Annotated in this window: 25 protein-coding genes; 8 read left to right on the forward strand and 17 right to left on the reverse strand. The window is 57.6% G+C overall.

What is annotated here, in order from left to right:
• The 3 genes from AD930_RS14200 to AD930_RS14210 all read left to right on the forward strand — a co-directional run.
• Positions 1-398, forward strand: a 398-nt coding sequence (locus AD930_RS14200; RefSeq protein ID WP_167375199.1) for a lysophospholipid acyltransferase family protein, incomplete at its 5' end; no start/stop codon positions are given.
• Positions 399-537: 139 nt separating this feature from the next.
• A complete protein-coding gene (locus AD930_RS14205; protein ID WP_061503144.1) occupies positions 538-1335 on the forward strand; it encodes an inositol monophosphatase family protein in 798 nt (265 codons plus the stop codon).
• 93 nt (positions 1336-1428) lie between these two features.
• Positions 1429-2280: a lipid-binding SYLF domain-containing protein gene (locus AD930_RS14210; RefSeq protein ID WP_082781939.1), complete on the forward strand. Its 852-nt coding sequence runs from the start codon at positions 1429-1431 to the stop codon at positions 2278-2280.
• Between the two features lie 43 nt (positions 2281-2323).
• Here AD930_RS14210 and mltG read toward each other — a convergent pair whose 3' ends face one another.
• The 10 genes from mltG to AD930_RS14260 form a co-directional block, all read right to left on the reverse strand.
• Positions 2324-3319: an endolytic transglycosylase MltG gene (gene mltG, locus AD930_RS14215; RefSeq protein WP_061506777.1), complete on the reverse strand. Its 996-nt coding sequence runs from the start codon at positions 3317-3319 to the stop codon at positions 2324-2326.
• Between the two features lie 11 nt (positions 3320-3330).
• Positions 3331-4617 (reverse strand): beta-ketoacyl-ACP synthase II, encoded by a 1287-nt coding sequence (fabF, locus tag AD930_RS14220; protein WP_043552604.1) that lies wholly within the window; start codon positions 4615-4617, stop codon positions 3331-3333.
• An 84-nt stretch (positions 4618-4701) separates the two neighbouring features.
• On the reverse strand, positions 4702-4941 hold the full coding sequence (locus AD930_RS14225) for an acyl carrier protein (protein WP_006557907.1): 240 nt from the start codon (positions 4939-4941) through the stop codon (positions 4702-4704).
• 274 nt (positions 4942-5215) lie between these two features.
• Entirely contained in the window at positions 5216-5959 is a 744-nt protein-coding gene (gene fabG, locus AD930_RS14230; protein ID WP_043552606.1) for a 3-oxoacyl-[acyl-carrier-protein] reductase, read from the reverse strand.
• 20 nt (positions 5960-5979) lie between these two features.
• A complete protein-coding gene (gene fabD, locus AD930_RS14235) occupies positions 5980-6924 on the reverse strand; it encodes an ACP S-malonyltransferase (protein ID WP_043552608.1) in 945 nt (314 codons plus the stop codon).
• A gap of 111 nt (positions 6925-7035) precedes the next feature.
• A complete protein-coding gene (locus AD930_RS14240; RefSeq protein WP_061506778.1) occupies positions 7036-7587 on the reverse strand; it encodes a YdcF family protein in 552 nt (183 codons plus the stop codon).
• On the reverse strand, positions 7584-8843 hold the full coding sequence (locus AD930_RS14245; RefSeq protein ID WP_061506779.1) for a class I SAM-dependent methyltransferase: 1260 nt from the start codon (positions 8841-8843) through the stop codon (positions 7584-7586). Before AD930_RS14245 ends, AD930_RS14240 begins: the two co-directional genes overlap by 4 nt.
• Positions 8844-8857: 14 nt before the next feature.
• Positions 8858-9604 carry a glycine betaine ABC transporter substrate-binding protein gene (locus tag AD930_RS14250; RefSeq protein ID WP_061506780.1) on the reverse strand — a complete coding sequence of 249 codons (747 nt, stop codon included), beginning with the start codon at positions 9602-9604 and terminating at the stop codon, positions 8858-8860.
• Between the two features lie 239 nt (positions 9605-9843).
• Complete coding sequence (locus AD930_RS14255) at positions 9844-10200, reverse strand: hypothetical protein (RefSeq protein ID WP_043553398.1); 357 nt, start codon at positions 10198-10200, stop codon at positions 9844-9846.
• A gap of 208 nt (positions 10201-10408) precedes the next feature.
• Positions 10409-11455: a lipid A deacylase LpxR family protein gene (locus tag AD930_RS14260; protein WP_156102615.1), complete on the reverse strand. Its 1047-nt coding sequence runs from the start codon at positions 11453-11455 to the stop codon at positions 10409-10411.
• Positions 11456-11775: 320 nt separating this feature from the next.
• On the opposite strand from AD930_RS14260, the gene AD930_RS18445 reads away from it, so the two are divergent.
• Positions 11776-12480, forward strand: a complete 705-nt coding sequence (locus AD930_RS18445) for a cold-shock protein (protein WP_082779481.1) — start codon at positions 11776-11778, stop codon at positions 12478-12480.
• Between the two features lie 106 nt (positions 12481-12586).
• On the opposite strand, the gene smpB is transcribed toward AD930_RS18445, so the two are convergent.
• Genes smpB through AD930_RS14285 form a run of 4 tightly spaced genes read right to left on the reverse strand, consistent with a single transcriptional unit; the run spans position 12587 to position 15628 of the window.
• Positions 12587-13084: an SsrA-binding protein SmpB gene (smpB, locus tag AD930_RS14270; protein WP_043552618.1), complete on the reverse strand. Its 498-nt coding sequence runs from the start codon at positions 13082-13084 to the stop codon at positions 12587-12589.
• A 3-nt stretch (positions 13085-13087) separates the two neighbouring features.
• The gene (dapA, locus tag AD930_RS14275) at positions 13088-13978 is read right to left on the reverse strand and encodes a 4-hydroxy-tetrahydrodipicolinate synthase (protein WP_061506781.1); all 891 of its coding nucleotides are present in this window, start codon (positions 13976-13978) and stop codon (positions 13088-13090) included.
• A 10-nt stretch (positions 13979-13988) separates the two neighbouring features.
• Positions 13989-14885, reverse strand: coding sequence for a prephenate dehydratase (locus AD930_RS14280; RefSeq protein ID WP_061503127.1), 897 nt, complete (start codon positions 14883-14885; stop codon positions 13989-13991).
• 8 nt (positions 14886-14893) lie between these two features.
• A complete protein-coding gene (locus AD930_RS14285; protein ID WP_061506782.1) occupies positions 14894-15628 on the reverse strand; it encodes a 3-deoxy-manno-octulosonate cytidylyltransferase in 735 nt (244 codons plus the stop codon).
• A gap of 113 nt (positions 15629-15741) precedes the next feature.
• Here AD930_RS14285 and AD930_RS14290 point away from each other — a divergent pair, with 113 nt between their 5' ends.
• The 4 genes from AD930_RS14290 (at position 15742) to AD930_RS14305 (ending at position 19972) form a co-directional block, all read left to right on the forward strand.
• Positions 15742-16296, forward strand: coding sequence for a c-type cytochrome (locus AD930_RS14290; RefSeq protein ID WP_244150606.1), 555 nt, complete (start codon positions 15742-15744; stop codon positions 16294-16296).
• A gap of 4 nt (positions 16297-16300) precedes the next feature.
• On the forward strand, positions 16301-17095 hold the full coding sequence (locus tag AD930_RS14295) for an inositol monophosphatase family protein (protein ID WP_061506784.1): 795 nt from the start codon (positions 16301-16303) through the stop codon (positions 17093-17095).
• Positions 17096-17194: 99 nt separating this feature from the next.
• A complete protein-coding gene (gene serA, locus AD930_RS14300; protein WP_043552628.1) occupies positions 17195-18448 on the forward strand; it encodes a phosphoglycerate dehydrogenase in 1254 nt (417 codons plus the stop codon).
• Positions 18449-18472: 24 nt separating this feature from the next.
• Positions 18473-19972, forward strand: coding sequence for a YifB family Mg chelatase-like AAA ATPase (locus AD930_RS14305; RefSeq protein WP_061506785.1), 1500 nt, complete (start codon positions 18473-18475; stop codon positions 19970-19972).
• Positions 19973-19987: 15 nt separating this feature from the next.
• Here AD930_RS14305 and metC read toward each other — a convergent pair whose 3' ends face one another.
• The 3 genes from metC to AD930_RS14320 all read right to left on the reverse strand — a co-directional run bounded on the left by metC (position 19988) and on the right by AD930_RS14320 (position 23018).
• Entirely contained in the window at positions 19988-21199 is a 1212-nt protein-coding gene (gene metC / locus AD930_RS14310) for a cystathionine beta-lyase (RefSeq protein WP_061506786.1), read from the reverse strand.
• Between the two features lie 3 nt (positions 21200-21202).
• A complete protein-coding gene (locus AD930_RS14315; protein WP_061506787.1) occupies positions 21203-22045 on the reverse strand; it encodes a sulfurtransferase in 843 nt (280 codons plus the stop codon).
• A 91-nt stretch (positions 22046-22136) separates the two neighbouring features.
• Positions 22137-23018, reverse strand: coding sequence for a helix-turn-helix domain-containing protein (locus AD930_RS14320; RefSeq protein WP_061506788.1), 882 nt, complete (start codon positions 23016-23018; stop codon positions 22137-22139).
• Positions 23019-23198 lie beyond the last annotated feature (180 nt).

Genomic DNA, 23198 nt, shown 5'->3' on the forward strand with positions numbered 1-23198 from the left:
CGCTTTTTGCAAAGGGTGCGCGCGGGGCGCGAGAGGCTCTGGCCTACGTCTCCAAAGGTGGCCGGCTGGGTATGTTGGTAGACCAGAAAATGAATGACGGTGTTGAAGCCACATTTTTTGGCCGCCCCGCCATGACGGCACCGGCGTTGGCCGCTATGGCGTTACGCTATCGCTGCACGGTTATCCCCGGCTACGTCGAGCGGCTTGGTCCCGCCCGCTTGCGGATTGTGGTTGAACCCCCGATGGAACTGCCGGCTACGGGCGATAAGAAGCAGGACCTGAGCCTGTTGGTGCAGGCGGTGAATGACCGACTGGAAAGCTGGATCAGGCGAAAGCCGGAAAGCTGGCTCTGGCTGCATCGTCGCTGGCCGAAAGACCTTTATAAAAAGAAAAATTAAAGCAAGGCAGACCGGAATCTGCTTCATTTTCTGAGGCAGACTTCCCACGCATGACGGAGGGAGAAAGGCAGTCGCTTCCGCACAGACTTCGGACTATGGTATTGTTTTATAATATTTCTTAATCTGGAGCCTGCTGCCCATGTCTTCACCCAGCCCCGCCCTCGCTTATCGTCTGGAAGCCGCACGGGCTGTGGTGCAGGATGCAGCGCGTCTTGCCATGTCCATGCGCCCCGCTCCCGGTGGCCCGGAAGGGAAACAGAAGTCGGCGCAGGACTGGCTGACAGAAGCAGATGGCGCCGTGGAAAGCTTTATTGCCCAACGGATGCAGGCCTTATTCCCGGATGATGGCTTTCAAGGGGAAGAAGGTGGCGTTGCCCGTGCCGGCAGCCTGCGCTGGGTGGTGGACCCGATTGACGGCACGTCCAACTATGCTCGTGGTCGGAACCGCTGGTGTGTGTCTCTTGGCCTGCTGGATGGAGATGAGCCCGTGGCCGGGGTGATCGAAGCGCCGGCCCTTGGCGAGGTTTACACGGCTCTGCGTGGTCAGGGTGCGTTCCTCAACGGCAAACGCATTCAGGCTTCTCCGGTCAAAGATCCGGCCAGCGCCATGATCGAGATGGGCTGGAGCAACCGGGTGCCCAAACCGGTGTTCATGGAAAAAATCGATGCCATCATGGATCTGGGGGCTATGCCGCGCTCCGGTGGGTCGGGCGCGCTGGCGCTGGCGGACGTCGCGTGTGGGCGGCTGGATGGTTATATCGAAATTGTCATCAATCTGTGGGACGTGGCGGCCGCTCTTCCCCTTCTGGCGGAAGCCGGGGCCTGTGTATCACCTTTCCTGAAGGAAGGTGGCCTGACGGGGCCAGCGACAATTTTGGCGGCAAACCCGCATATTGCGCAGGCTCTCTCCTCTGCCGTAGGAATTTCTCTGGATTAAAAGCAGTGGAGGCTGGCCTTCGGGCCATTCTGCCGCCACAAACGAGACGTAAGGCTAGGCCAGTAATTTAGGCCCATAATGGAGACCACCAGAATGCGGTCAGTTTACCGTTTTTCCTCCTTTTCTCTTGCTCTGGGGATGGCAACCGCTCTGACCTGTGCGCCGCTGCAGGCGCGCGCGGCTGATAGCGGGCAGACGCTTGTCGATAAAGCTGCGTTGACGGTGCAGGACATTTTTGTGGGGGCTACACCGCAAAGCACCGTGGCTATGAATTTGGGGAAGGCCCGCGCCGTCATGGTGTGTCCTTCCATTTTCCGCATGTCCATTGCCTTTGGTGGGGCTGGTGGGGGCTGCCTGCTGCTGGCCCGAGACGCCCGCGGATCATGGTCAGACCCGGCGTTCTATACGCTCAGCACGGCATCCTTCGGGATTCAGCTGGGGGTCCAGAATTCTCAGGCCATGTTCTTTGTTATGACGGACCGTGGACTACAAGCGCTGCTGGATAGCCAGTTCCAATTTGGGGCCAACGCCGGTGTGTCCTTCGCAACCCTCAGCAGCAATGCCGAGCGCGGCAATGCCGGGGCCAGAAATACGGACATTCTTGTTGCGCAGAAGTCTCAGGGTCTCTTTGCCGGTGCGGCTCTTGGTGGGACCAAACTCACAGTCAACAGCGACGCCAACCGGTCCTACTACAGCCAGAGCGTTGGGCCGGAAGATATTGTTGTGTCTATGCGTGTGAACAATCCGGGCGCTGATCCGCTGCGGAGCGTGCTGACCCGCTATGGAAAAATGGCTTCGGCCACAACCACAACAAGTAAGACAGGCACTGCCACCCAGCGTACTGCGACGACGGGTGCCGATACGATCGGGAGTGATGCTGTCAGCACGACGGGATCTGGCAGCATGGGTAGCGTCCAGCATGAAAATCTGGCCCCGGTAAAGTAATTACCGGGCGCGGATAAGGCTGCGCTTTTACGGCTTCATGCCTTTACTGCTGCGGCGTAGAGGCATGATCCGCTTGTTTTTTCTGCCGAAAAACCTGCACATTTTTATTGTGCTCCGTCAGGCTGGCCGCAAAGCTGTGGCCCCCCTGCCCGTTTGCCACAAAATACAGCATATCTCCGGTTGCCGGATGCGCTACGGCTTCCAGAGAAGATAAGCCCGGTGAGCAGATTGGCCCCGGAGGCAGGCCTGTAACCATATAGGTATTGTAAGGGCTGCTGACCTGAAGATCCGTATGCGTCAACGCTCTGCCCAGAGGCGGTGTGCCGTTGGTCAGGGCGTAAATCACGGTTGGGTCTGTTTGCAGCTTCATGCCCTGTTGCAACCGGTTGAGGAAGACACGCGCCACAAGAGGTCGCTCGGCAGGAAGGGCTGTTTCCTTTTCCACCAGAGAGGCCAAAGTCACCAGCGTCTGCTCATCAGGAATTTCCGGCACCGGCGTGCGTTTGTTCCAGATGGCCTGGACTGCTTTGGTCATGGCTGCCTGCGTGCGTTCCACCAGCGCCTTACGGCTGGTATTACGCAAATACCCGTAAGTTTCAGGCATGACGCTGCCTTCTGCCGGCAATGGTGCGTCGTCTTCCAAAAATGGAGCCGCCTGAAGCAGCGCCTGAATCTGATACGCAGTCAGGCCTTCTGGAATGGTCAGCTTGTGCAGAACAGGATGGGCGTGCCGTATGATATGCAGGGCGTCCTGCATGGAGACAAAAGCCGGAAAATGCAGTTCAGCCGCGTGGAGCTGCCCGTCTTTGCGCGTGAGCAGGACAGCGGCGAGACAGAGCCGTTCTGTCCAGTATCCAGACTGAAGAACACCAGCCTGCTGCAATGTATGAATTGTGCTGAGATAGTCGCCATGCGGAATGACAACATCAGTCTCGTGAGCTAATGGCCCCGGATTTTTATAATCGAGCCATGCTTTAAAGGCTGTTCCCCCTGCCCCCATAAGGAGCAGAAGGAACAGAACCGATAATAACCTGCGCATATCGTCCTTTATCAGACGCGGCGGACAACCAGACTGGCGTTTGTCCCGCCAAAGCCGAAGCTGTTGGACAGAGCAACATTAATCTGCCGCTGCTGCGCCGTATGCGCGACCCGGTCAATCACGCTCTCGCGTGACGGGTTATCAAGGTTAAGCGTGGGAGGAGCCACGTTATCGCGCATCGCCAGGATGCAGAAGATGGCTTCAATCGCACCCGCCGCACCAAGCAGATGCCCGGTGGAGGATTTGGTAGAAGACATGGCCAGCGTGCGGGCGTCATCCCCAAACAGACGCTCAACTGCTTCAAGCTCAAGGTCATCCGCCATTGTGGAGGTGCCGTGTGCGTTGACGTAGCCGATGTCTGCAGGTGTCACACCTGCACTTTTCAGAGCCGAGCGCATGGCGCGATAAGCCCCATAATGCCCTTCTGACGGTGCCGTAATGTGATAGGCATCCCCGGACATGCCATAGCCTACGATTTCCGCGTAGATCTTGGCACCACGGGCCTTGGCGTGTTCGTACTCTTCCAGCACAACCACACCAGAGCCTTCACCCATCACAAAGCCGTCGCGGTCTTTATCCCACGGGCGGGAGGCTTTCTGCGGTGTTTCATTAAACCCGGTAGAAAGCGCTCTTGCTGAGCAGAACCCGGCAATGCCCAGCGGGCAGACCGTTGCTTCTGCACCACCTGCGACCATCACATCAGCATCACCAAACATGATGAGTCGTGCGGCGTCACCAATGGCATGCACACCGGTTGCACAGGCGGTCACCACAGAGTGGTTCGGCCCCTGAAACCCGTATTTGATGGACACATGTCCGGAGACAAGGTTGATGAGGGCTGATGGAATGAAGAAGGGCGAAAGACGCTTGGCGCGGCCTTCATGCACCGTGATGGAGGCGTCATAGATGGTCTGAAGACCACCAATGCCTGAACCAATCATCACGCCTGTGGCGCATTTGTCTTCTTCAGTCTGAGGTTTCCAGCCGGAATCCTCCACAGCTTCAGTCGCTGCGACCAGTCCCATGTGAATGAAACGGTCCATCTTGCGCTGGTCTTTGACCGATATCCAGTCGGAAAGCGTCAGCTTCCCTTCAGAAGTCGGTCCTTCCGGCACCTGGCCGGCAACCTGCGCAGGCAGATCGCTGGGGTCAAAATGCGTGATTCGTTCAATCCCGCTTTCCCCTGCGATCAGACGTGACCATACGTTTTCGACACCGAGGCCCAGAGGACCCACCATGCCCATACCGGTGACGACGACGCGTCTCCGGCCCGAATTTGCTCCGGCCGACTGCAACAAACCAGCCCGCTCCCCGCTTGAATCTGTCTGGCCCCTCAAGGAGTGAGGGACCTTATATTAGTCTGCAAAAAAAGACGGCCTGAATCAGGCAGCTTTCTGCTTCTCGATGTAGTCAATCGCGTCTTTAACCGTGGCGATCTTCTCAGCAGCGTCTTCCGGAATCTCGACGTTGAAAGCTTCTTCGAAAGCCATCACGAGTTCAACGGTATCAAGGCTGTCTGCGCCCAGGTCGTCGATGAACGACGCTTCCGGCGTGACCTTGCTTTCCTCGACGCCGAGATGCTCGACCACAATTTTCTTAACCTTGTCAGCGATTTCGCTCATCTGTCTCTGCTTCCTATGTGCCCTGGAAAATCGGGCAAGTTATCTAGGCGCTTAAGTCTGCCAGTTTGCCTGTTGCAGGTAAGGCTGAGCATGTCGCTCTTTTCCTCTCCCACGCAACAGGGTTGCGGGCGCTTAGCACGTTTTTCCGGTTCACGCCAACATGAACCGGTTAACTGTGTTCCGGATACGTGCATCCAGACCATTTACGGAGCCTGTCTGCCACATCCGGAAACAATTTGCACGACCTGTTGAAGCAATAGCTTCCCGGGCGTGTTTATACCATAGCCATACCGCCATTAACATGCAGTGTGGAGCCTGTAACCCACCCGGCTTCTTCAGTGCACAGATACAGCACGGCAGAGGCCACGTCTTCTGGTTTGCCAAGGCGGCCCAGCGGGATGGCGCTGGTCAGTTTTTCTTTCTGCGCATCCGGCAGCACATCCGTCATGGGCGTGACAATAAAGCCCGGTGCCACGACGTTGACGGTGACGCCGCGAGAACCGGCTTCCTGTGCCAGGGATTTGCTCATGCCCACCATCCCGGCTTTGGCTGCGGAATAGTTAGCCTGCCCGGCATTACCGGTTGTGCCGACGACGGAAGCAATATTGACAATGCGGCCGGCACGGCGGCGCAGCATGCCTTTCAGAGCAGCGCGGCACAGACGGAACGGGGAAGACAGATCCACATTCAGAACCTGATCCCAGTCCTGATCCTTCATGCGCAGGGCGAGTGTGTCACGCGTCAGGCCGGCATTGTTGACCAGAATATCCAGCGGAGCCCCGGCGGCCTCTTCGGCCTTGCCGACCAGCGCGTCAGCTTCAGCCGCTTCGGACAGATTGGCCGTGACATAAAATGCCCGTTCCCCGCCCAGCTCCTTGACCTGCTCCTGCAGCACGGCTTCCCGCGTGCCAGACAGGATGACCGTAGCCCCCTGAGCATGCAGGGTGGCGGCAATCGCCCGGCCAATGCCACCGGAAGCACCCGTAACCAGGGCGGTTTTTCCATCAAGCCTGAACATAGTCTTTTATTCCGTTGTTTTTAAAAAGATTTCAGGAGAGTTTCGATGTCTGCTGGTGTGCCAACAGAGCTGGTGGAAACTTCGGGGTCAATACGGCGGACAAGGCCTGAAAGCACTTTGCCAGCACCGATTTCCACGAAGGTATCGACGCCCATGCTCGTCATCGCTTCCACGCTTTCGCGCCAGCGGACACGGCCTGTCACCTGTTTTGTCAGGGCCTGACGAATCGCATCCGGATCGCTCACTTTGTCAGCAGTTACGTTAGCGATAACCGGGACGATGGGAGCTGCGATGTCTGCCTTGGCCAGAGCTTCGGCCATCACATCTTCCGCAGGACGCATCAGTGAGGAATGGAACGGAGCAGACACCGGCAGTTTGACGGCGCGCTTGATCTTCATTTCCTTGGCGAGCGCAATGGCATTGTCGATTGCGGCCATGGTGCCGGAAATGACAATCTGGCCGCCGCCGTTATCGTTGGCGATTTCCAGAACACCACCCTGAGCGGCTTTTTCACAGATTTCCTGCGTCTGGGCGAGTGTCGCGCCAATCAGAGCGGCCATACCGCCCTCACCTGCCGGCACAGCTTTCTGCATGGCCAGACCACGAGTACGCAGCAAGCGGGCAGCTTCTGTCACACCAAAAGCGCGGCCCGCGGCCAGAGCGGCATATTCTCCAAGGGAATGGCCGGCCAGCAGTGTCACTTTTCCGGCCAGATCCAGACCGCCCTGCTCTTCCAGAACGCGCAGCACAGCCATGGAAACAGCCATCAGGGCCGGTTGCGCATTTTCCGTGCTGGTCAGAGCCTCCATAGGCCCTTCAAAAATGGTTTTGGAGAGCTTTTCGCCCAGTGCTTCGTCGACTTCTTCAAACACGGCGCGTGCTGAAGGAAAGGCAGCGGCGAGGTCAGCCCCCATGCCGACGGACTGGCTACCCTGCCCCGGAAAAATAAAAGCGTAAACAGCCATAATACCTACTGTTTCAAGAGGTTCTTCAAGCCTGTCAGGCTGAAATCAGATCAAACGCAGTTCATGGAGTGCTGTTTGAAAGGAGAGAAGCGAAAGATACGCCGCCCGTGCTCAGCGCACAATACGCCAGCACAAGACCAGAAAAGCATCCCACAAGCTGGCCAGAACTTCATGCCCGATGCGCAGGCCCGTTCGGAATATATTTTTCCGCCCGGTTACAGGGAATGGAAACGGCACGGCCTGCACGGACCATCCAGCCAGACGCATCAGCAAAAGGCAGCGCGGCATGTGGTATGTGCTTGTTGCTAAAGCGAGAGTTTGACCTTCAAGACACTGTTTTTTCAGGATTTTTGTGCAGTTTACAACGGAGTCAAATGTATCCGTCGCGGCATGGTCTTCAAGGATAGCCTCAGCGGGAGCTCCAGCTTCCAGAAGCAATCTGCGCATGACAGAGGCTTCCGTCAGACCATTACGCGGAACCCCGCCAGTGACGAGGTAGAGCGGCGCGTTCTGCTTCGCTCCAAACTGCACAGCGGCCAGCACCCTATGCTGTAAGGCTGGCGATGGCGTGCCGTCAGCCCGGAGTGCCGCTCCGAAAATGAGAATTGGCGTCACCGCCTGCCCATGGGTCTTGCTTGCCGATGTTTCAGGCGTAAGCGTCATGCGGGCGGCAGCAGAAGCACGCGGTTCAGGCGTTCCAGCGTCTGAAAGGTTTCCTGCCAGACGGTGCGGAATTTGTTTTCCGGCACACCGCGTGTTGCGAGAATAGCTGCCAGATCACCCACGGTGCGCTCCCCATCAATAAGCGGAAGAAGTCCCCGCGCCTGCGGTGGCAACGGAATGGGCACAACCAGTGTGCCGAATGCGAACGGCAATGTGTGGTCCGAACGCATCTGTTTGGCCAGCTCAATGCCGGGGATTTCCCGCATAACGGGCACCGCATCAAATGAGGACGCATCAGCCCGTGTGATGCTTGCGCCTTTGCGGGCAACATAGGCTACGTGGGTTGCCATGTTGCCTGTCAGAGATTCCGCAACCATCGCCTGCTCCCGCGCGGGGAGTTGCGCGATGCGTGCCCGCACTTTCGGGTCCGGCAGAAACAGGGCCGGATCATAGCGCGCAGGTTCCATCAGGCAGGAGGCTTCCAGCCCTGCCCTGTCCAGCAGATCCAGAAAGGCACCAACCGTATAGGCCCGGTCTCTGGGGTTAAGGAGCAGGTCATATAGGCCTGCATCTCCGCCACTCAGATGGTCCCCAAAATTTCCATTCTGCCGCAGCCATGCCGTGGCAGGCAGGTGCCGCATCACGCGCTTGGCCATATCCAGCCGTGTGGCTGGTTTTTCATCAAAAGGAGCAAGCTCTTCCAGAGCATCCTGCAGCATATAGACGCCGGTGCGGCCATACGGAGCATAGACCATCAGCCCCATGCCGCCGCCGGGTGCAAGGGAGGCCTCGAGCCCAGCAAGAGCTGCATCCGGCTCCGGTAAATGATGCAGGACGCCGCAGCAATCAATGTAATCGAACAGCCCGAGATCAAGCGTGTTCAATGCGGTCAGAGAGCCTTCCACAAAGCGGATATTGTTCAGGTCACGCACCTTGGCACGAGCCTGAGCAATGGACAGAGCGTGGCGGGAGCGATCAACGCAGATGACTTCCCCCGGCCTGCCCGCACGCGCCATCTGGGTGGCCAGCATAATGGCGCCGTCCCCCGTGCCGCATCCGGCAATCAGGGCACGGAGCGGCTGGCTGCGGGGGCGTTGCGCCCCGAACACCCAGTAATCAATTTCCCGCAAATGGCTGGGGCTGCCGATCAGCAGCCGTTTGGCTTCATCCTGCGGGTTTCGCTCGGGGTAAGGATACGCTTCGTACTGCGCTGCCAGTTCAGTATCCCGCGTGTCGGTGCTGGTGTGGTCTGTCATGCGCAGTCCCTCCTTTAGCGTGGCAGCAGTTTGCCTCGCTGCCAGGATTCGGCAGCTTCATCTGCTGTCAGGCCTTCCGTGCGCATGGCAAAATCCATAGCGCTGATCACTTTGACGCTCAGCATCAGCTCGTCCAGCTCATCCTGCAAATCCTGATCCATGTCGTCAGCCAGACCGGGACGCATCAGTATGCGGGCTTCCTGCTCTTTGCCCATGCTGCCTTTGGGGTCGGACAGGATACGAAAGCCGCCCTGATGGAACAGGAAACAGGGCTGAACGAGCGGCATGAGAATGCATTCTTTGCTGTTCAGTGCCGTGGTGATGGAGGCCAGAGCTTCTTCATCCGGCAGGACTTTGAGGGTGAACCCTGCGTCTGCCAGTGCGTAATCAGCAAGCATCTGCTCAACATGCTTTTTGAGCGATGCCGGGGTGATGATGGTGCGGGAGAGTTCAGGGCCGGCCTGCGCCACGTCGCTCAGGGAGACAACAGGCCCGTCTTCGCGCGAGATGCAGCAGCATGCGCTCGGCTGGAACAGCTTGCCGAGCGGGGTGACGCCCGGTGCCAGCAGGCTGGAATCATCCGGCAGCCATGCGGAAACGTAAAGATCGACCTCACCATTTTTCAGCATCTCAGCCAGAGCAGATTTAGGGCCGATGACAATTTCCGGCTCTACATCATTTGCTTCCAGAACCCGGATGATAGCCGCCGCTGTCGCCTCATGAACTGTTGAGTCTGGGTGGGCGAGAGTTATCGTCGTCATATCATCTTCCTTAAGGTCAGGCTTGCAGGTCTTGCTGAGACCTTGCAGCAGGAGAAGAGCCGATGTGCAATCCCTGAAATCGCTTTACTGCCCTTCTTGTGGCACGCAGCGCCACCCTGATGCCGTGTTGCGACAAGGAGAGACGCCAATAAAAAACACCCTGATGCGGGACATCAGAGTGTTACAGAAAAAGACCGTGTTTGAGGAGAAAGCGCTGTGGTGGGTGGCCACATTTTATATCATGCGGCCACAATTTTCTCCGGGCGGGGCAGTACCGGGCGCACCATGTGCAGGGCATCCGCAAAAGAGCGGAACTGGCCCAGAACGTTTTCCCGAATGGCATCCATCACCACCCAGCTGTTCCCGCGGGAATAGATTTTGTAGGCAGGGTCTGAGGTTTCCCGCACCCAGATCAGAACATAGCCAGAAGATACGCCAGCCTGCCGCTGTTCGACGGAAAAGATGTCGGCATCACAGACGCCCATCGGGTGTCCGGCATGAACCCAGCGAGACAGGTATTCCCGGTGGCCCGACAAGATTTCCATCTGGAACGGGATAACATTGCTGACAGATGAGGCATCATTCTTACGCGGCATCAGAATTTCCATTTCCATCGAACACCAGAGGGTCTTTCTGTGTTCAAATGTAAAAGGACGGTTTCCTTAACGCCAAGCTAAAACGTGGATCTGCGCCTCAGAATGAGGCAGAAACTTCATAAAGTTGCGCAAAAACCACAAAAAAAGAACAATTACAGAAAATTAATGCCTATTTTTTAAGCAAAAGTTCTTTTTATAATCACGGGCCTCAGAATTTCGCTGAAACCATGAGCGAGCCGTAGTTGAAGAGGCCTGATTTTGCGCCATCAAACTGCTGAGTCTGCCAGACCTGGCTGTAGGACACGCGGAGGCCATAGAACATGACCGCCAGACCTGCGTGAATTTCGCCCACGTCCCACTTCTTGTTCACATGCAGAGAGTTGCTGCGCATGGTGTTGCCTTCCAGAGACGCATCATACGCCACGGCCTCACCGGTCACCCCGCCAAAGAAGTACCAGGCCACAGGGCGTGTTGCCTTATAGGCATCTGTGCCATCCGTTCCGGCTGCCTGAATGGTCGGTACACCAAAGTCACTATCAAGCCCCTGCCCGAAGCGGATCATGTCGCTAATTTTGCCGTAGATCTGGTAATCACCAATCGCGGCAGACGCTGAGGGAAGTGTATCAAACTGGACTGGCCCAAGGTTGACCAGCGGCAGACGCCATGTGCGGCCGCCCTGCACCTGAAAAATCGGCTGGTTTTGCAGCTGGTGCTTCCAGCCCTGATTCTTGGTGTCGCCAATGGCGCCATGGAAGCCATTCTGAAGCTGGCGCCCCAGACCCGCCGGCCCCATCACGCCCCCCTGAATACCAAACACGCTGCGTGTGGTGTCTGTATCATTAATCAGGTTGATGGTGCCCAGCAGAAGGCTGGAATACGGACGATCCCGCAGCAGGCTTGATTGCTGCTGCCCGGGTGCCCACGGGCTGCCGGACTGCGTATCACGCGGGGTGAAGATCATCTGCTGCAGGCCCATGCTGATGCGCTGCACCCCATTCCCCCAGATTGCCTTGTTAATAGCGGCAATGGGTGTGGGGAGCGTATCGGTGCCAGATGTCCAGTTCAGCCGCAGGCCACTGGTATAGTACTGGTCAGATGTGCCTTTGAGGGTGGAAACGGCATCGTTTTCCCCCTGCAGAGTCCATGTGCCCTGCTTATCCTGCAAGGGCGTTGCATGTGCGGAGCGAGAAGCAAGAGCGCTACCAGCCAGCATAAGGGTTGCGGCTGCAATATACCTCACGTGGGGTAATTTCATGACGGTGGACATAGCTTTCCTCTCGTTCTGCCAATGCAGAGTCAGTTTTATTTTCTTTAGTTGATTACGCTGCAACAAGAAACCCTGATTCCCAGCTATCCGCTCTGCAGCCTGTTCAGTCAGTCTCTATTTCCACTCTAACTGTCACAAAAATGTTATAGCTTGGAAAAGAGATGAAACCCGGCCCGATTTCATGCTTTTCTATAGCGACACCACACCCGGTATGGTAAGCCATGATTGGGTGTGGTTGCAGACCACTCTGCCCATTTTTCAATATCTGGAGAAGCAAATGCCTTCTCCATGCTCCAGGATCAAGACCGTTGAGAAGTAACAGGACCGACCGCAGCTCTCGTTCTCCGCGCCGCGGCGGATTTGACGATGATTTTATGTCAACGCCTTCCTATGGCGAACGCCCCGCTTTTGGCGGTGGTGACCGTGGCGGATACGCTCCGCGCAGACCCGCAGGAGGTGGCGGCCCGCAGGTTATCGCTTCCGGTCCGGAAATCGGAGCGACTGTCAAATGGTTCAACAGCGAAAAAGGCTTCGGCTTTGTTGAACTGTCTGATGGTTCAGGCGATGTCTTCCTGCATGCCAATGCCCTTTCCCAGGCTGGTCACGACGGCGTAAGCCCCGGTGCCACTCTGTCCGTGCGCATCGGTCAGGGTCCGAAGGGCCGTCAGGTTGCAGAAGTCATTTCCGTTGACGAAAGCACAGCTCAGCCGGAACGCCCGCGTGCTCCCGGTGGCTTTGGTGGTGCACCGCGCGCTGGTGGTTTTGGTGGCCGCGCTCCGCGTCCGGCCCCGGATCTTTCCTCTGCTGAAGAAGTGCGCGGTACCGTAAAATGGTACAATGCGACCAAAGGCTTCGGCTTCATCACGCCTGATGGCGGCGGCAAGGACATCTTCGTTCACGCCTCTGCTCTGGAGCGCTCTGGTCTGGCTAGCCTCAACGAAGGTCAGGTCACGAATGTAAAGGTTGTTCAGGGTCAGAAAGGCCCGGAAGCCGCTGCAATCGACGCAGACTAAGTTTTATACAAACCGTATAAAACGAGAAAACCCCGCCTTGTGCGGGGTTTTTTTATGCCTGCTTCTTAGCGGGAAGAACTTAAAAGCCCTTAAAAAGAGGCGGGACTTAGTAGTCCCCGCGCCCTTTGTTGCGTAGCAGTCTGGCCTTGTCTCTCTGCCAGTCACGGTCCGCAATGGCATGGCGCTTGTCCACGCTCTTTTTCCCCTCGCCCAGACCCAGCGTTACTTTCGCGCAGCCACGGGCATTGAAGTGAATATCGAGCGGAACCAGCGTTGCCCCTTCCCGCGCAATAGCGCCAAGAAATTTTTCAATCTGCTTGCGGTGCAGAAGCAGCTTGCGCGGTGCGCGGGTATCAAAGCGGGACAGAACACCGCCCTGATATTCAGGAATATAGCTGTTGAGCAGCCACAACTCGCCATCGCGTTCCGCTGCAAAAGCTTCAGCAATCGTCGCCCGGCCCATACGCAGGCTTTTGACCTCGGCCCCTTTCAGGACCAGACCGGCCTCAATGGTTTCCGTAATGGTGTAGTTGAAGCGCGCCTTGCGGTTTTGTGCGGCAATACCATGAGAAATCATGGTCGCCTTTGCTGGTTTCTTTGCCATGGCTTAGTTCAGCAGTCCGACATCAACCAGCGCAGCTTTGACCAGTCGGCGAGAAGGTTCAGTCAGAGGTGCCAGCGGCAGGCGGCAGGTTTCTCCGGCCAGCCCCAGAAGGCTGGCAGCATACTTAACGGGTGCCGGGTTGCTTTCACAGAACAGAGCGTCATGCAGTGGCAGGAGCTTGTCTTGGGTGGCAATGGCATCTGCCACGCGGCCAGCCTGCCAGTCAGCCTGAACGCGGGCACACAGAGCAGGAGCCACGTTGGAGGTTACGCTAATGCAGCCATCGCCGCCTGCTGCGAGGAAGGATACGGCTGTACCATCTTCACCAGAAAGCTGATTGAAAGGCTTGCTGACGGCACGGCGCACTTGGAGTGGGCGCAGCAGATTGGCCGTGGCGTCTTTCACGCCGATAATATTGGCATGGCGTGCCAGGCGGGCCATCGTTTCGACGCTAATATCAATCACTGAACGACCGGGAATATTATACAGCACGACCGGAATGGAAATTGCGTCCGCAACCGCCATGAAGTGCCGGTAAAGGCCTTCCTGCGTCGGCTTGTTGTAGTAGGGCGTGACGACCAGTACCGCAGACGCCCCGGCTTTTTCAGCATGCCGCGCCAGATCAACCGCCTCACTCGTGCTGTTGGAGCCTGCGCCTGCAATCACGGGGGCGCGGCCAGCAGAAACCTTGATGGCGCGTTCGATAACCTCGTGATGCTCCTGATGCGACAGGGTCGGGCTTTCCCCCGTTGTTCCCATGGCGCAGAGCGCAGACGTTCCTTCTTCAATCTGCCAGTTCACCAGATGTTCAAAGGACGTGAAATCCAGACTGCCATCCCGGTTCATGGGGGTGATGAGGGCGGTAATGGAGCCTGTAAAGCGTGTGTCTGACATGAGCTGTCGTCTATCCCGAAATGGCGTCTGCAGGTCCTGAAGTCTGGTCTTCAGAGGGAGCGCCGGTCATGTGCCGCCGGAAAGGCGACTGCGTGTATACGCCCAGAATTTCGGCGTTCTCGGCAAAAAATTCAAGTTCTGACAAAGCTTTGCCCAGCCTGTCCTCTTCTGGATGGCCTTCTACATCCATCAGGAAGCGCGTTGCAGCAAAGCTTCCGCCCGTCATGTAGCTTTCCAGCCGCGTCATGTTCAGGCCGTTGGTGGCAAAGCCACCCAGTACCTTATAGAGAGCGCCGGGAATGTTTTTGACGTTGAAAATCAGAGTCGTCATGACATGGGGAGTGCCGCAGGCGGGCCGCTCTGCCGTGCGGGAGGCAATGTAGAAGCGCGTGGTGTTGTGCTTTGCATCTTCCACGTTTTTGAGCAGAATTTCCAGCCCGTTCAGCTCCGCAGCCAGTTCGGAGGCAACGGCAGCTTCTTCCTTCTTGCCCCAGAGTGCCACCAGTTCCGCAGCGCCCGCCGTATCAAACTCCGTAACAGGCGTCAGGCCGCGCTCACGCAACAGATTGCAGATCTGCCCCATGGCTACGGGGTGCGTGTGGACGCGCTTGATATCTTCCAGTCTGGCACCGGGGACGCCCAGCAGACAGTGTTCAATACGCTGAAAATGCTCCCCGACAATATGCAGACCAGACGCGGGCAGCAGTGTGTGAATATCCGGCACACGCCCTGCCAGACTGTTCTCGCAGGCCAGCATGGCCAGATCGGCCCGGCCTGTTTGAACAGCCTCTATGGCCCCGGCAAAGGTCTTGCAGGGTAAAGTGCGCCAGCCGGGTTTAACGGTGCGACATGCAAGGTCGGAATAGGCGCCCAGGGTGCCCTGAAAGGCGATGATTTTGTCAGTCATTGCGTGTGTCATGCCTTGAAATGCTGCCGGGCCCGGTCCAGGTCCGCCGGGGTATCGACGCCGAACGGCGCTGCGTCAATGCGTGCGCAGCCAATGCGCATCCCGGCTTCCAGAGCGCGAAGCTGCTCCAGTTTCTCGCGGCGTTCAAGGCCCGATTCCGCCAGGGATACAAAACGTTTCAACGCTTCCCGCCGCCAGCCGTAAACGCCCACATGGTGCCACAGCACCCCCTCACCCCATGGAATCGGGTTACGTGAGAAATACAGGGCCGGAGCGCAGGGTGTGTCTGCGTCAAAATGGCAGGCAACCTTAACCACGGACGCCGCCAGTTTTTCCTCTTCTGACAGCACCGGAGCTACCAGCGTGCCAATATCAAAGGCCGGGTTAGGCATTACGCGCATCACGGCACGCAGATCATCCGGAGAAAATGTCGGCAGATCCCCCTGCAGATTGATGATCACATCATGCTCGCCGTCAGGGTCAAGCGCTTGTGCGGCCTGCCAGACTCTGTCTGAACCAGATGGAAGATCCGGGTCTGTCAGCACGGCACGGCCACCGGCCTGTGTCACCACATCACAAATTTCCTGATCCGCTGCCGCAACGGCAACAGGGCCGACATCCGCCGCAATGGCGGCATCCAGCACCCGCAGAATCATGGCGCGTCCGGCAATATCGGCCAGCGGTTTGCCGGGCAGGCGTGTGGAGGCAAGCCGGGCTGGGATGATGACAAGCGGGGAGATCATCAGCTTGCTCTGGAATACGGCACGGAATATAGCCTTGGAAACAGTGTGAAAACGCTGCCGAAACTGGCACAGCGCCCTGCATGACAGGAAGCGGCGCGCAGTCTAGAAAAGGCGTGAGCCAAACGCAACCGGAGGACCCGGCTTCTCGTATGGACAGCATGTTTCTCAACCGGCTGGGAGCGGCCTTTTTGCTTTCCGGCGTGTCCGTATGGATGTGTAGCGCTGTCGGCTCAGCCGTTGTGCCGCAGACAGCCCCGGCAAAGCCTGCGTTTTCTCTCCCCGGTCTGGACAATAAACCCATTGCTCCCTTCATGGCCCATGCGGATGCTGCAAGAGGGGATGCGCTGGTGCATCAGGTCTGCACGAGTTGTCACGCCATGGATGAGGGCGCGTCCGATGGCGTTGGACCTAATCTTTCTGGTGTAGCAGGCCGTCGCATTGCCGGACTTTCCAGCTATTCCTATTCCGCCGCACTTAAGGGACAGCAGAAGCAGTTCTGGTCGGATCAGGCTTTATCGGACTGGCTGACCTCCCCGGCTCGCTTTGCTCCCGGCACGCGTATGTCTCTGGTCGGCCTGCCAGACCCGACCCAACGCGCGGATATTATCGCGTATCTGCATACATTGGGGGATGCTGAAGCCCCCGCTCCTTCTCCCGATCCAAGGTGACCCCATGAGCGATGACGATCTTAACCCCTTTCTGGACGTAGCCATCATGATGGCCGAGGCCGCCCGCTGCGTGGTGCGGCCATGGTTCCGTCGGGGCATCAGCGTCATCGATAAAGCCGATGAAAGCCCCGTGACCATTGCAGACCGCACAGCCGAGCGCGTGATGCGGGCTATTCTTGCGGAACGCCTGCCCGAGCATGGGGTGTTTGGAGAGGAATTCGGTCTTGTGAATGATGCCGCCCGGTATCGGTGGCTCCTGGACCCGGTGGATGGCACGCGGGCTTTTGTGACGGGGCGCCCCCTGTTTGGCACGCTCATTGCACTGCTACGAGACGGCCTGCCTGTGCTGGGCGTGATTGATCAGCCTGTTCTGCAAGAGCGCTGGATTGGCATGGCCGGGCAGCCGACCCGCTTCACTTCTCCTTTGGGTGGCGCTCCGGTCACGCGCCCCTGCCCGCGTCTGGCGGATGCAGAACTCTCCTGCACATCGCCCGAAATGCTGGAAAGTGCACCGCATGAGGGATGGAAAATGCTGAAAGCCCGCGCCAAGCGCATGACATGGGGCGGTGATTGCTACGCCTACGGCCTGCTGGCGCTCGGACAGGTTGATCTGATTGCAGAATGCGACATGAACCCGTGGGACTGGGCCGCGCTTGTCCCGGTTATTGAAGGGGCTGGCGGCAAAATCACGGCATGGGACGGCAGCCCGCTCAGAGCAAATGGAGACCGGACCGTGCTGGCTGCGGGAGACCCTGCTCTGCATGCTGAGGCCGTGCGCACTCTTGCCGGGCATGGCTGACAGGCCCCCTCATTTTAACGATTCACAGCGCCAGACCTATGAATTTACCGCATTTTGCGATAGGCCTGCGCTTCGGCACAACAGGTATGGTCATTCCTCATGAGCACGCAACTGTCCCTCCCCAAGGATAAGATCCGCATTCTGCTGCTTGAAGGCGTTCACGATAGTGCTGTCGCACTGCTGAAAGCCAGCGGTTACGAGAACGTGGTCCGCCACAAGGGAGCGCTGGAAGGCGATGCCCTGAAAAAAGCTCTGGAAGGCGTCCATGTTGTGGGTATTCGTTCCCGCACGCAGCTGACCAAAGAGGTGATTGAAGGCGCTGACCGCCTGATTGCCATTGGCTGTTTCTGCATTGGCACCAATCAGGTGGATCTGGAAACTGCCCGGCTGAATGGTATTCCGGTGTTCAACGCGCCGTATAGCAATACGCGTTCTGTGGCAGAGCTGGTCATGGGCGAGATTGTCATGCTCATGCGCCGTATTTTCCCCGGTTCCATTGGCTGCCATCAGGGCCTGTGGAACAAATCTGCTGCCAACAGCTGGGAAGTGCGCGGCAAGACGCTCGGGATTGTGGGCTACGGCTCCATTGGTTCACAGTTGTCCGTTCTGGCAGAAGCTTTTGGCATGCGCGTCATTTATCATGATGTGGTGGACAAGCTCGGTCATGGGAACGCCATGCCGGTTGATACGCTGGAAGACCTGCTGAGCCAAAGTGATGTGGTGAGCCTGCATGTGCCGCAGCTCCCAACCACCAAGAATATGATGGGTGCTGAGCAGATCCGCGCCATGAAAAAAGGCTCGTTCCTGATCAATAACGCCCGCGGGAACGTGGTTGATCTCGATGCGCTGGCCGAGGCTCTGAAAGACAAGCATCTGCTGGGTGCGGCTATCGATGTGTTCCCCAAGGAACCCAAAGGCCCGAATGACCGTCTGGAAACGCCGCTCAAGGAGCTGGATAACGTCATCCTGACGCCGCATATCGGCGGTTCCACCGCAGAAGCGCAGGAACGCATTGGGGTGGAAGTTGCCCGCAAGCTGGTTGAATATTCCGATGTGGGGTCAACCTTCGGGGCCGTTAATTTTCCCGGTGTGCAGCTCCCGCAGAGCCCGCGTGGCACGCGCTTCATGCACGTACACCACAACGTGCCGGGCATGATGATGCGTCTGAACGAAATCTTCCTGAAGCAGACCTGCAACGTCACGGCGCAGTTCCTGCAGACGGATGGTGAGATTGGCTACGTGGTGGTGGAAGCCGATACGGGTAAAAACAAGGATACGGATGACACCATCCTGCACGCTCTGCGTGACCTTGAGGGCACCATTCGTGCCCGTCTGATCTATCAGGGTCATTGATCTAATGGCGGTCCGGGGGCGGGAATGATCAATTCCCGCATCCGTAGCTTTGCCTTCGCCGGGATAGAGGCGCGGCCGGTCTGGGTGGAAGTCCAGATTTCGTCCGGCCTCCCGGCATTTCTGATTGTTGGCCTGCCCGACAAGGCTGTGGGTGAGGCCCGGGAACGCGTCCGCGCCTCTCTAACCTCCATGGGCATGGCACTGCCTGCCAAGCGCATTGTTATCAATCTTGTCCCTGCGGATATCCCTAAAGAGGGGTCGCATTTCGACCTCCCCATAGCGCTTGCACTGCTCTGCGCTATGGAAGTTCTGCCCTACGAAGAAGTGGCGCGTTTTGCGGCTTTGGGTGAACTCTCACTAGATGGTCGGCTCAATCCGGTTGCTGGCGTGCTGTCTGCTTCTATTGAAGCATCCGCCATGTCTCTGGGGTTGATCTGCCCGGCCATGCAGGCGGAAGAAGCTCTGTGTGGTGGCGATATTGCCATTCTGGGTGCGCCCACTCTTCTGGCTCTTATCAATCATTTCACCGGCCTTCAGATTCTGACACCCCCGGCTTTTTCAGAGCGCGCGCCAGACTCTTCCTCTGAGCGTCTGCCGGATCTTTCTGAGATTAAGGGCATGGAAACCGGGCGTCGGGCGCTGGAAATTGCTGCGGCTGGCGGCCATTCCATTCTGCTTTCCGGCCCGCCGGGGGCTGGGAAATCCATGCTGGCAGCCCGCCTGCCCAGTCTGCTGCCAGACCTGACGCAGCGGGAAAGTCTGGACGTCTCACGCATTTATAGTGCCGCGGGATTACTGAAAGACGGTCGGCCAATTCGACGCCCCCCTTTCAGAGACCCGCATCATTCAGCAACCCTGCCAGCGCTGGTGGGTGGTGGAAACAAAGCGCGTCCGGGTGAAATCAGTCTGGCAGACCACGGAGTTCTGTTTCTTGATGAATTGCCGGAGTTTTCCCGCTCAGCGCTTGAAGCCCTGAGGCAGCCTCTGGAAACGGGGCGTGTGAGTATCGCCCGTGCCGCGCTACACGTAACCTACCCTGCCCGCTTCCAGCTTATTGCCGCCATGAACCCCTGCCGATGTGGGTATCTGGGGGATGCCAGCAAGGAATGCCGCAAGGCCCCGCGCTGCGGCGAGGATTACATGGCACGGCTTTCCGGGCCGCTGCTGGACCGTATTGATATTCATGTCGCGATGCAGCCTTTTGTGCCGCTTGACTATCTTTCCGGCCCCTCTGGCGAGGCAAGCGCTCCTGTGGCGGAACGGGTGCAAGGTGCTCGCCAGCGGCAATATGCCCGGCACGACGGCATGAAAAATGCACAGGCTACTCTGGAGCAGATGCCGATAACGGAAGCAGCGCAGGCTCTGGCGCAGAAAATAGCGACACGGTTCCGTTTTTCAGCGCGCGGCTATACCCGCATGATCCGCGTTGCCCGCACCATTGCCGATCTGGCTGGGGAGACCGACATTCAGTCTCCCCATGTGGCCGAAGCGGCGACCTTCCGTCTCCGCTCCGGGCAGGATTAAACCGGCAGCGGGCTGTTAGCTGTGCACTTTTAAAACGTCCAGCCCCTGTTCCAGGTCAGCAATCAGATCATCCGGGCTTTCCAAGCCAATTTGCAGCCGCATGGACGGGCCTTCAGCCTCATCGGCCAGGAAATTTCGGGTAATGCTTTTGCTGGTTGGTAGCACGAGGCTTTCATATCCGCCCCATGATGCGCCGATGCCAAAAAGCTTCAGCGAATCAATCATGGTTTCCATGGCGCTCTGGCTAAATGTGTCCTTCAGCACAAAGCCGAACAGGCTCCCTGCCCCGGTAAAATCACGCTTCCAGATATCGTGGCCCGGACAGTCGGGGAATGCCGGGTGCAGGATCCGGGCAACTTCCGGCCGGTTTTTCAGCCATTCTGCGATTTGCATGGCGGACCGTGCCTGATGAGACAGACGCACACCCATGGTGTGCAGGCCGCGCAGGGTCAGCCAGCAATCATCCGGCCCGGCAAGCTGGCCGAGCTGAATGGCCGTATCCCGCAGCAGGTGCCAGTCTTCCGGCTTTGCAACCGTAACAGCTCCGGCGATTACATCAGAATGGCCGGAGGGGTATTTGGTCAGCGCCTGAATGGAGACATCCACGCCATGCGTGAACGGAGCAAAAATGCCAAAGCCCCATGTATTATCCATCATCAGTCTGGCCCCATGCGCGTGGGCCACGCGGGCCAGCATGGGGACGTCCTGCACTTCAAACGTGTGGCTGCCCGGACTTTCTGAAAACAGCACCCGTGTGTTGGGCTGCATCAGGCTGGCCAGTGTCTCGGCAGACGCACAGGGCGGGTAATAGGTTGTTTCCACGCCAAAGCGTTTGAGCACGTTTTCTGCAAACCGGCGGGTCGGACTATAGACAGAATCTGGCAGCAGGCAGTGCTCCCCGGCATTCAGGAACGCGAGCAGCGGCGTGGTACAGGCCGCAAGCCCGGATGAGACGACCTGACAATCCGTCCCGCCTTCAATGACCGCAATCGCCTTTTCCAGCTCATGCTGAACAGGTGTGCCCATGGCTCCGTAAATATAGGCATGGTCAAAGCGTTTCTGGCCCTGCCGGCGCATGTCGTTCAGCGTGGGGAACAGCACCGTGGAACCGCGCGTCATCGCCATGTTGACGGGCGTGCCTTCGGGGCAGGCTTCGGGTCTGGCCAGACGGGTGAGCGTGGAGGAAAGTTTGTCCCAACCCCGCGTCACGTTGGTGTCAGACGTCATTGTTCAAGATCCTTTCGTCACGGGTGCGCCCGGCGTTGCACCCCATTCTGCCCATGATCCGTCATAGAGCGCGCCTTCGTCAAAGCCAGCCAAAGCGAGGCTCACACTCAGGACGGCAGCCGTCATCCCTGAGCCACAGGTTGTTACAGCGGGTTTATCTGCAGGCACGCCAGCTTCAAGCAAAATGTCCCGTACGCGGCCTGCAGGAAGAAACTGCCCGTTTTCCGCAAGGAGCGTTTTGTAGGGGAGATTGATCGCTCCGGGCATATGCCCGGAGGCCAGACCGGGGCGCGGTTCTGGCACTTCTCCATAAAACCGGGCGGCGGAACGGGCGTCCAGAATGGGCTGCCGAGCGCTGGAAACAATATCCAGCATATCCCCCAACCCTTTCACGCGGGCAAAACGGGTATGGCACACGTAGTGCTGGGCCGTTGGCGTAGTCGCAGAGCCTTGCTCAACCGGCTGATTGTCGCGTTGCCAGGCAGGAAGGCCGCCATCCAGCACAAAAACCTGATCATGCCCAAACAGTCTGGCCAGCCACCAGCCCCGGCAGGCCGAGGCGGTGTTGCCCTGATCATAAAAGACCACACGTGTTGAGCGGTTGACGCCCAGAGCGCCAAACAGTCGCCCAAAGCGGGCAGCGGATGGAACGGTATGAGGTTGCGTGCTTTCCGGGTCGGAGAAAAGATCGATATCAAACCGCAGACTGCCGGGAATATGAGCTTTTTGGAAAGCCTCATCCGGGTTGCTGGTTTCTCCGGGTAAAAGCGCTGTGGCATCCAGAATACACAGCGCATTCTCTCCCTGCCAGGAGGCAAGAGTCTTGACGGTAATGAGGGGCGACATGGCTTTAATCCCGGACCAGCAACAAAGTGTTGCAGAGGGTAAAGCAAGTCTGCCCGGAAAGGTATTGTCAGAGTTTTAAAAAGCCGCCTTTTCAGACAGCTCCATGCTGCTCCACCAGCGTTTTGAGGCGGTCAATGGCATCCTGCCCTTTGAGGGATGTCTGCCAAAGTGTCTCAAGCATCTGCTTGTGTGTCGCCACGGCTTCCGGAGAGGATGTGATCATGGCAATTCCGGAGGTGCGTGCAGCAGAGCAGTCACTCCGGAAAGGATTAATGGCCACGGCCATCAGCTCATTGCGGCGCATGAAAATGCAGGATGTTGTGCTGATGTTTTTTGGAACCACACTGAACTGAAGCCCCATCGGGACAGAGTCAATTAAGGTGATAATGTTGCGGATTTCCTGCACCGCAACCTGCCGCGCTTTATGCCGCAATGGGGCAGACATGGGAAAGCTGGCCCCCACACCATGAGTCAGAAAATCGATAATATGATTTTCAGGCAGCATGGAAATAATGGACGGTTTGCGCTGGCTATATAATGCGCGCCGCTTTGACTGTGCCAGAATGGGGGGCGCATCAATCACAGCGCTCCCTTCCTTTTCCTGCTGGCAGGCATGCGCTTCCAGCAGGATGGCATCGTATGCGGGCGATGTGACCTGATAGCAGACGGGATCCGAGACTTGCAGGATCTGTTCAATATCGCCTTCAATCTGTGTGATTTTCTGAAAAAAATGGTTCGGGCAGCTATAATATTCAATACCGACCCCCAGCAGGGTCAAAGGCGAAATATTCAGCAATTCAGCAAGTCGCTGAACGGTATCCAGTTTAATCACTTCGCCTTTTTCATAGCGGTATAACGCTGCACGGGAGACGCCAAGCCGTGCTGCAATTTCATCCGCCCGCATCCCGGATTCAAGGCGAAAAGCTCTGAGCTGCTGACCAATTTCGCCAAGATGCATTGTGACGGCAGTCATGTTTTTCACCTTATGAATCAACGCGTTATCAACAAAATGTTTTATCGAATAATATTGTTAATAATAGGTTAGTTAACATATTGTAAAATCCCGTCAATGCTGCCTCCAGACAATTTCAGATACCGGGTGCCGGTATGTTCCCGTTGCGATGCTGAAAAGGCTTTAAGGGACCAGACAAAG

Origin of the sequence: Acetobacter malorum (assembly GCF_001580615.1) — a bacterium.
Taxonomy (GTDB): Bacteria; Pseudomonadota; Alphaproteobacteria; order Acetobacterales; family Acetobacteraceae; genus Acetobacter; species Acetobacter malorum.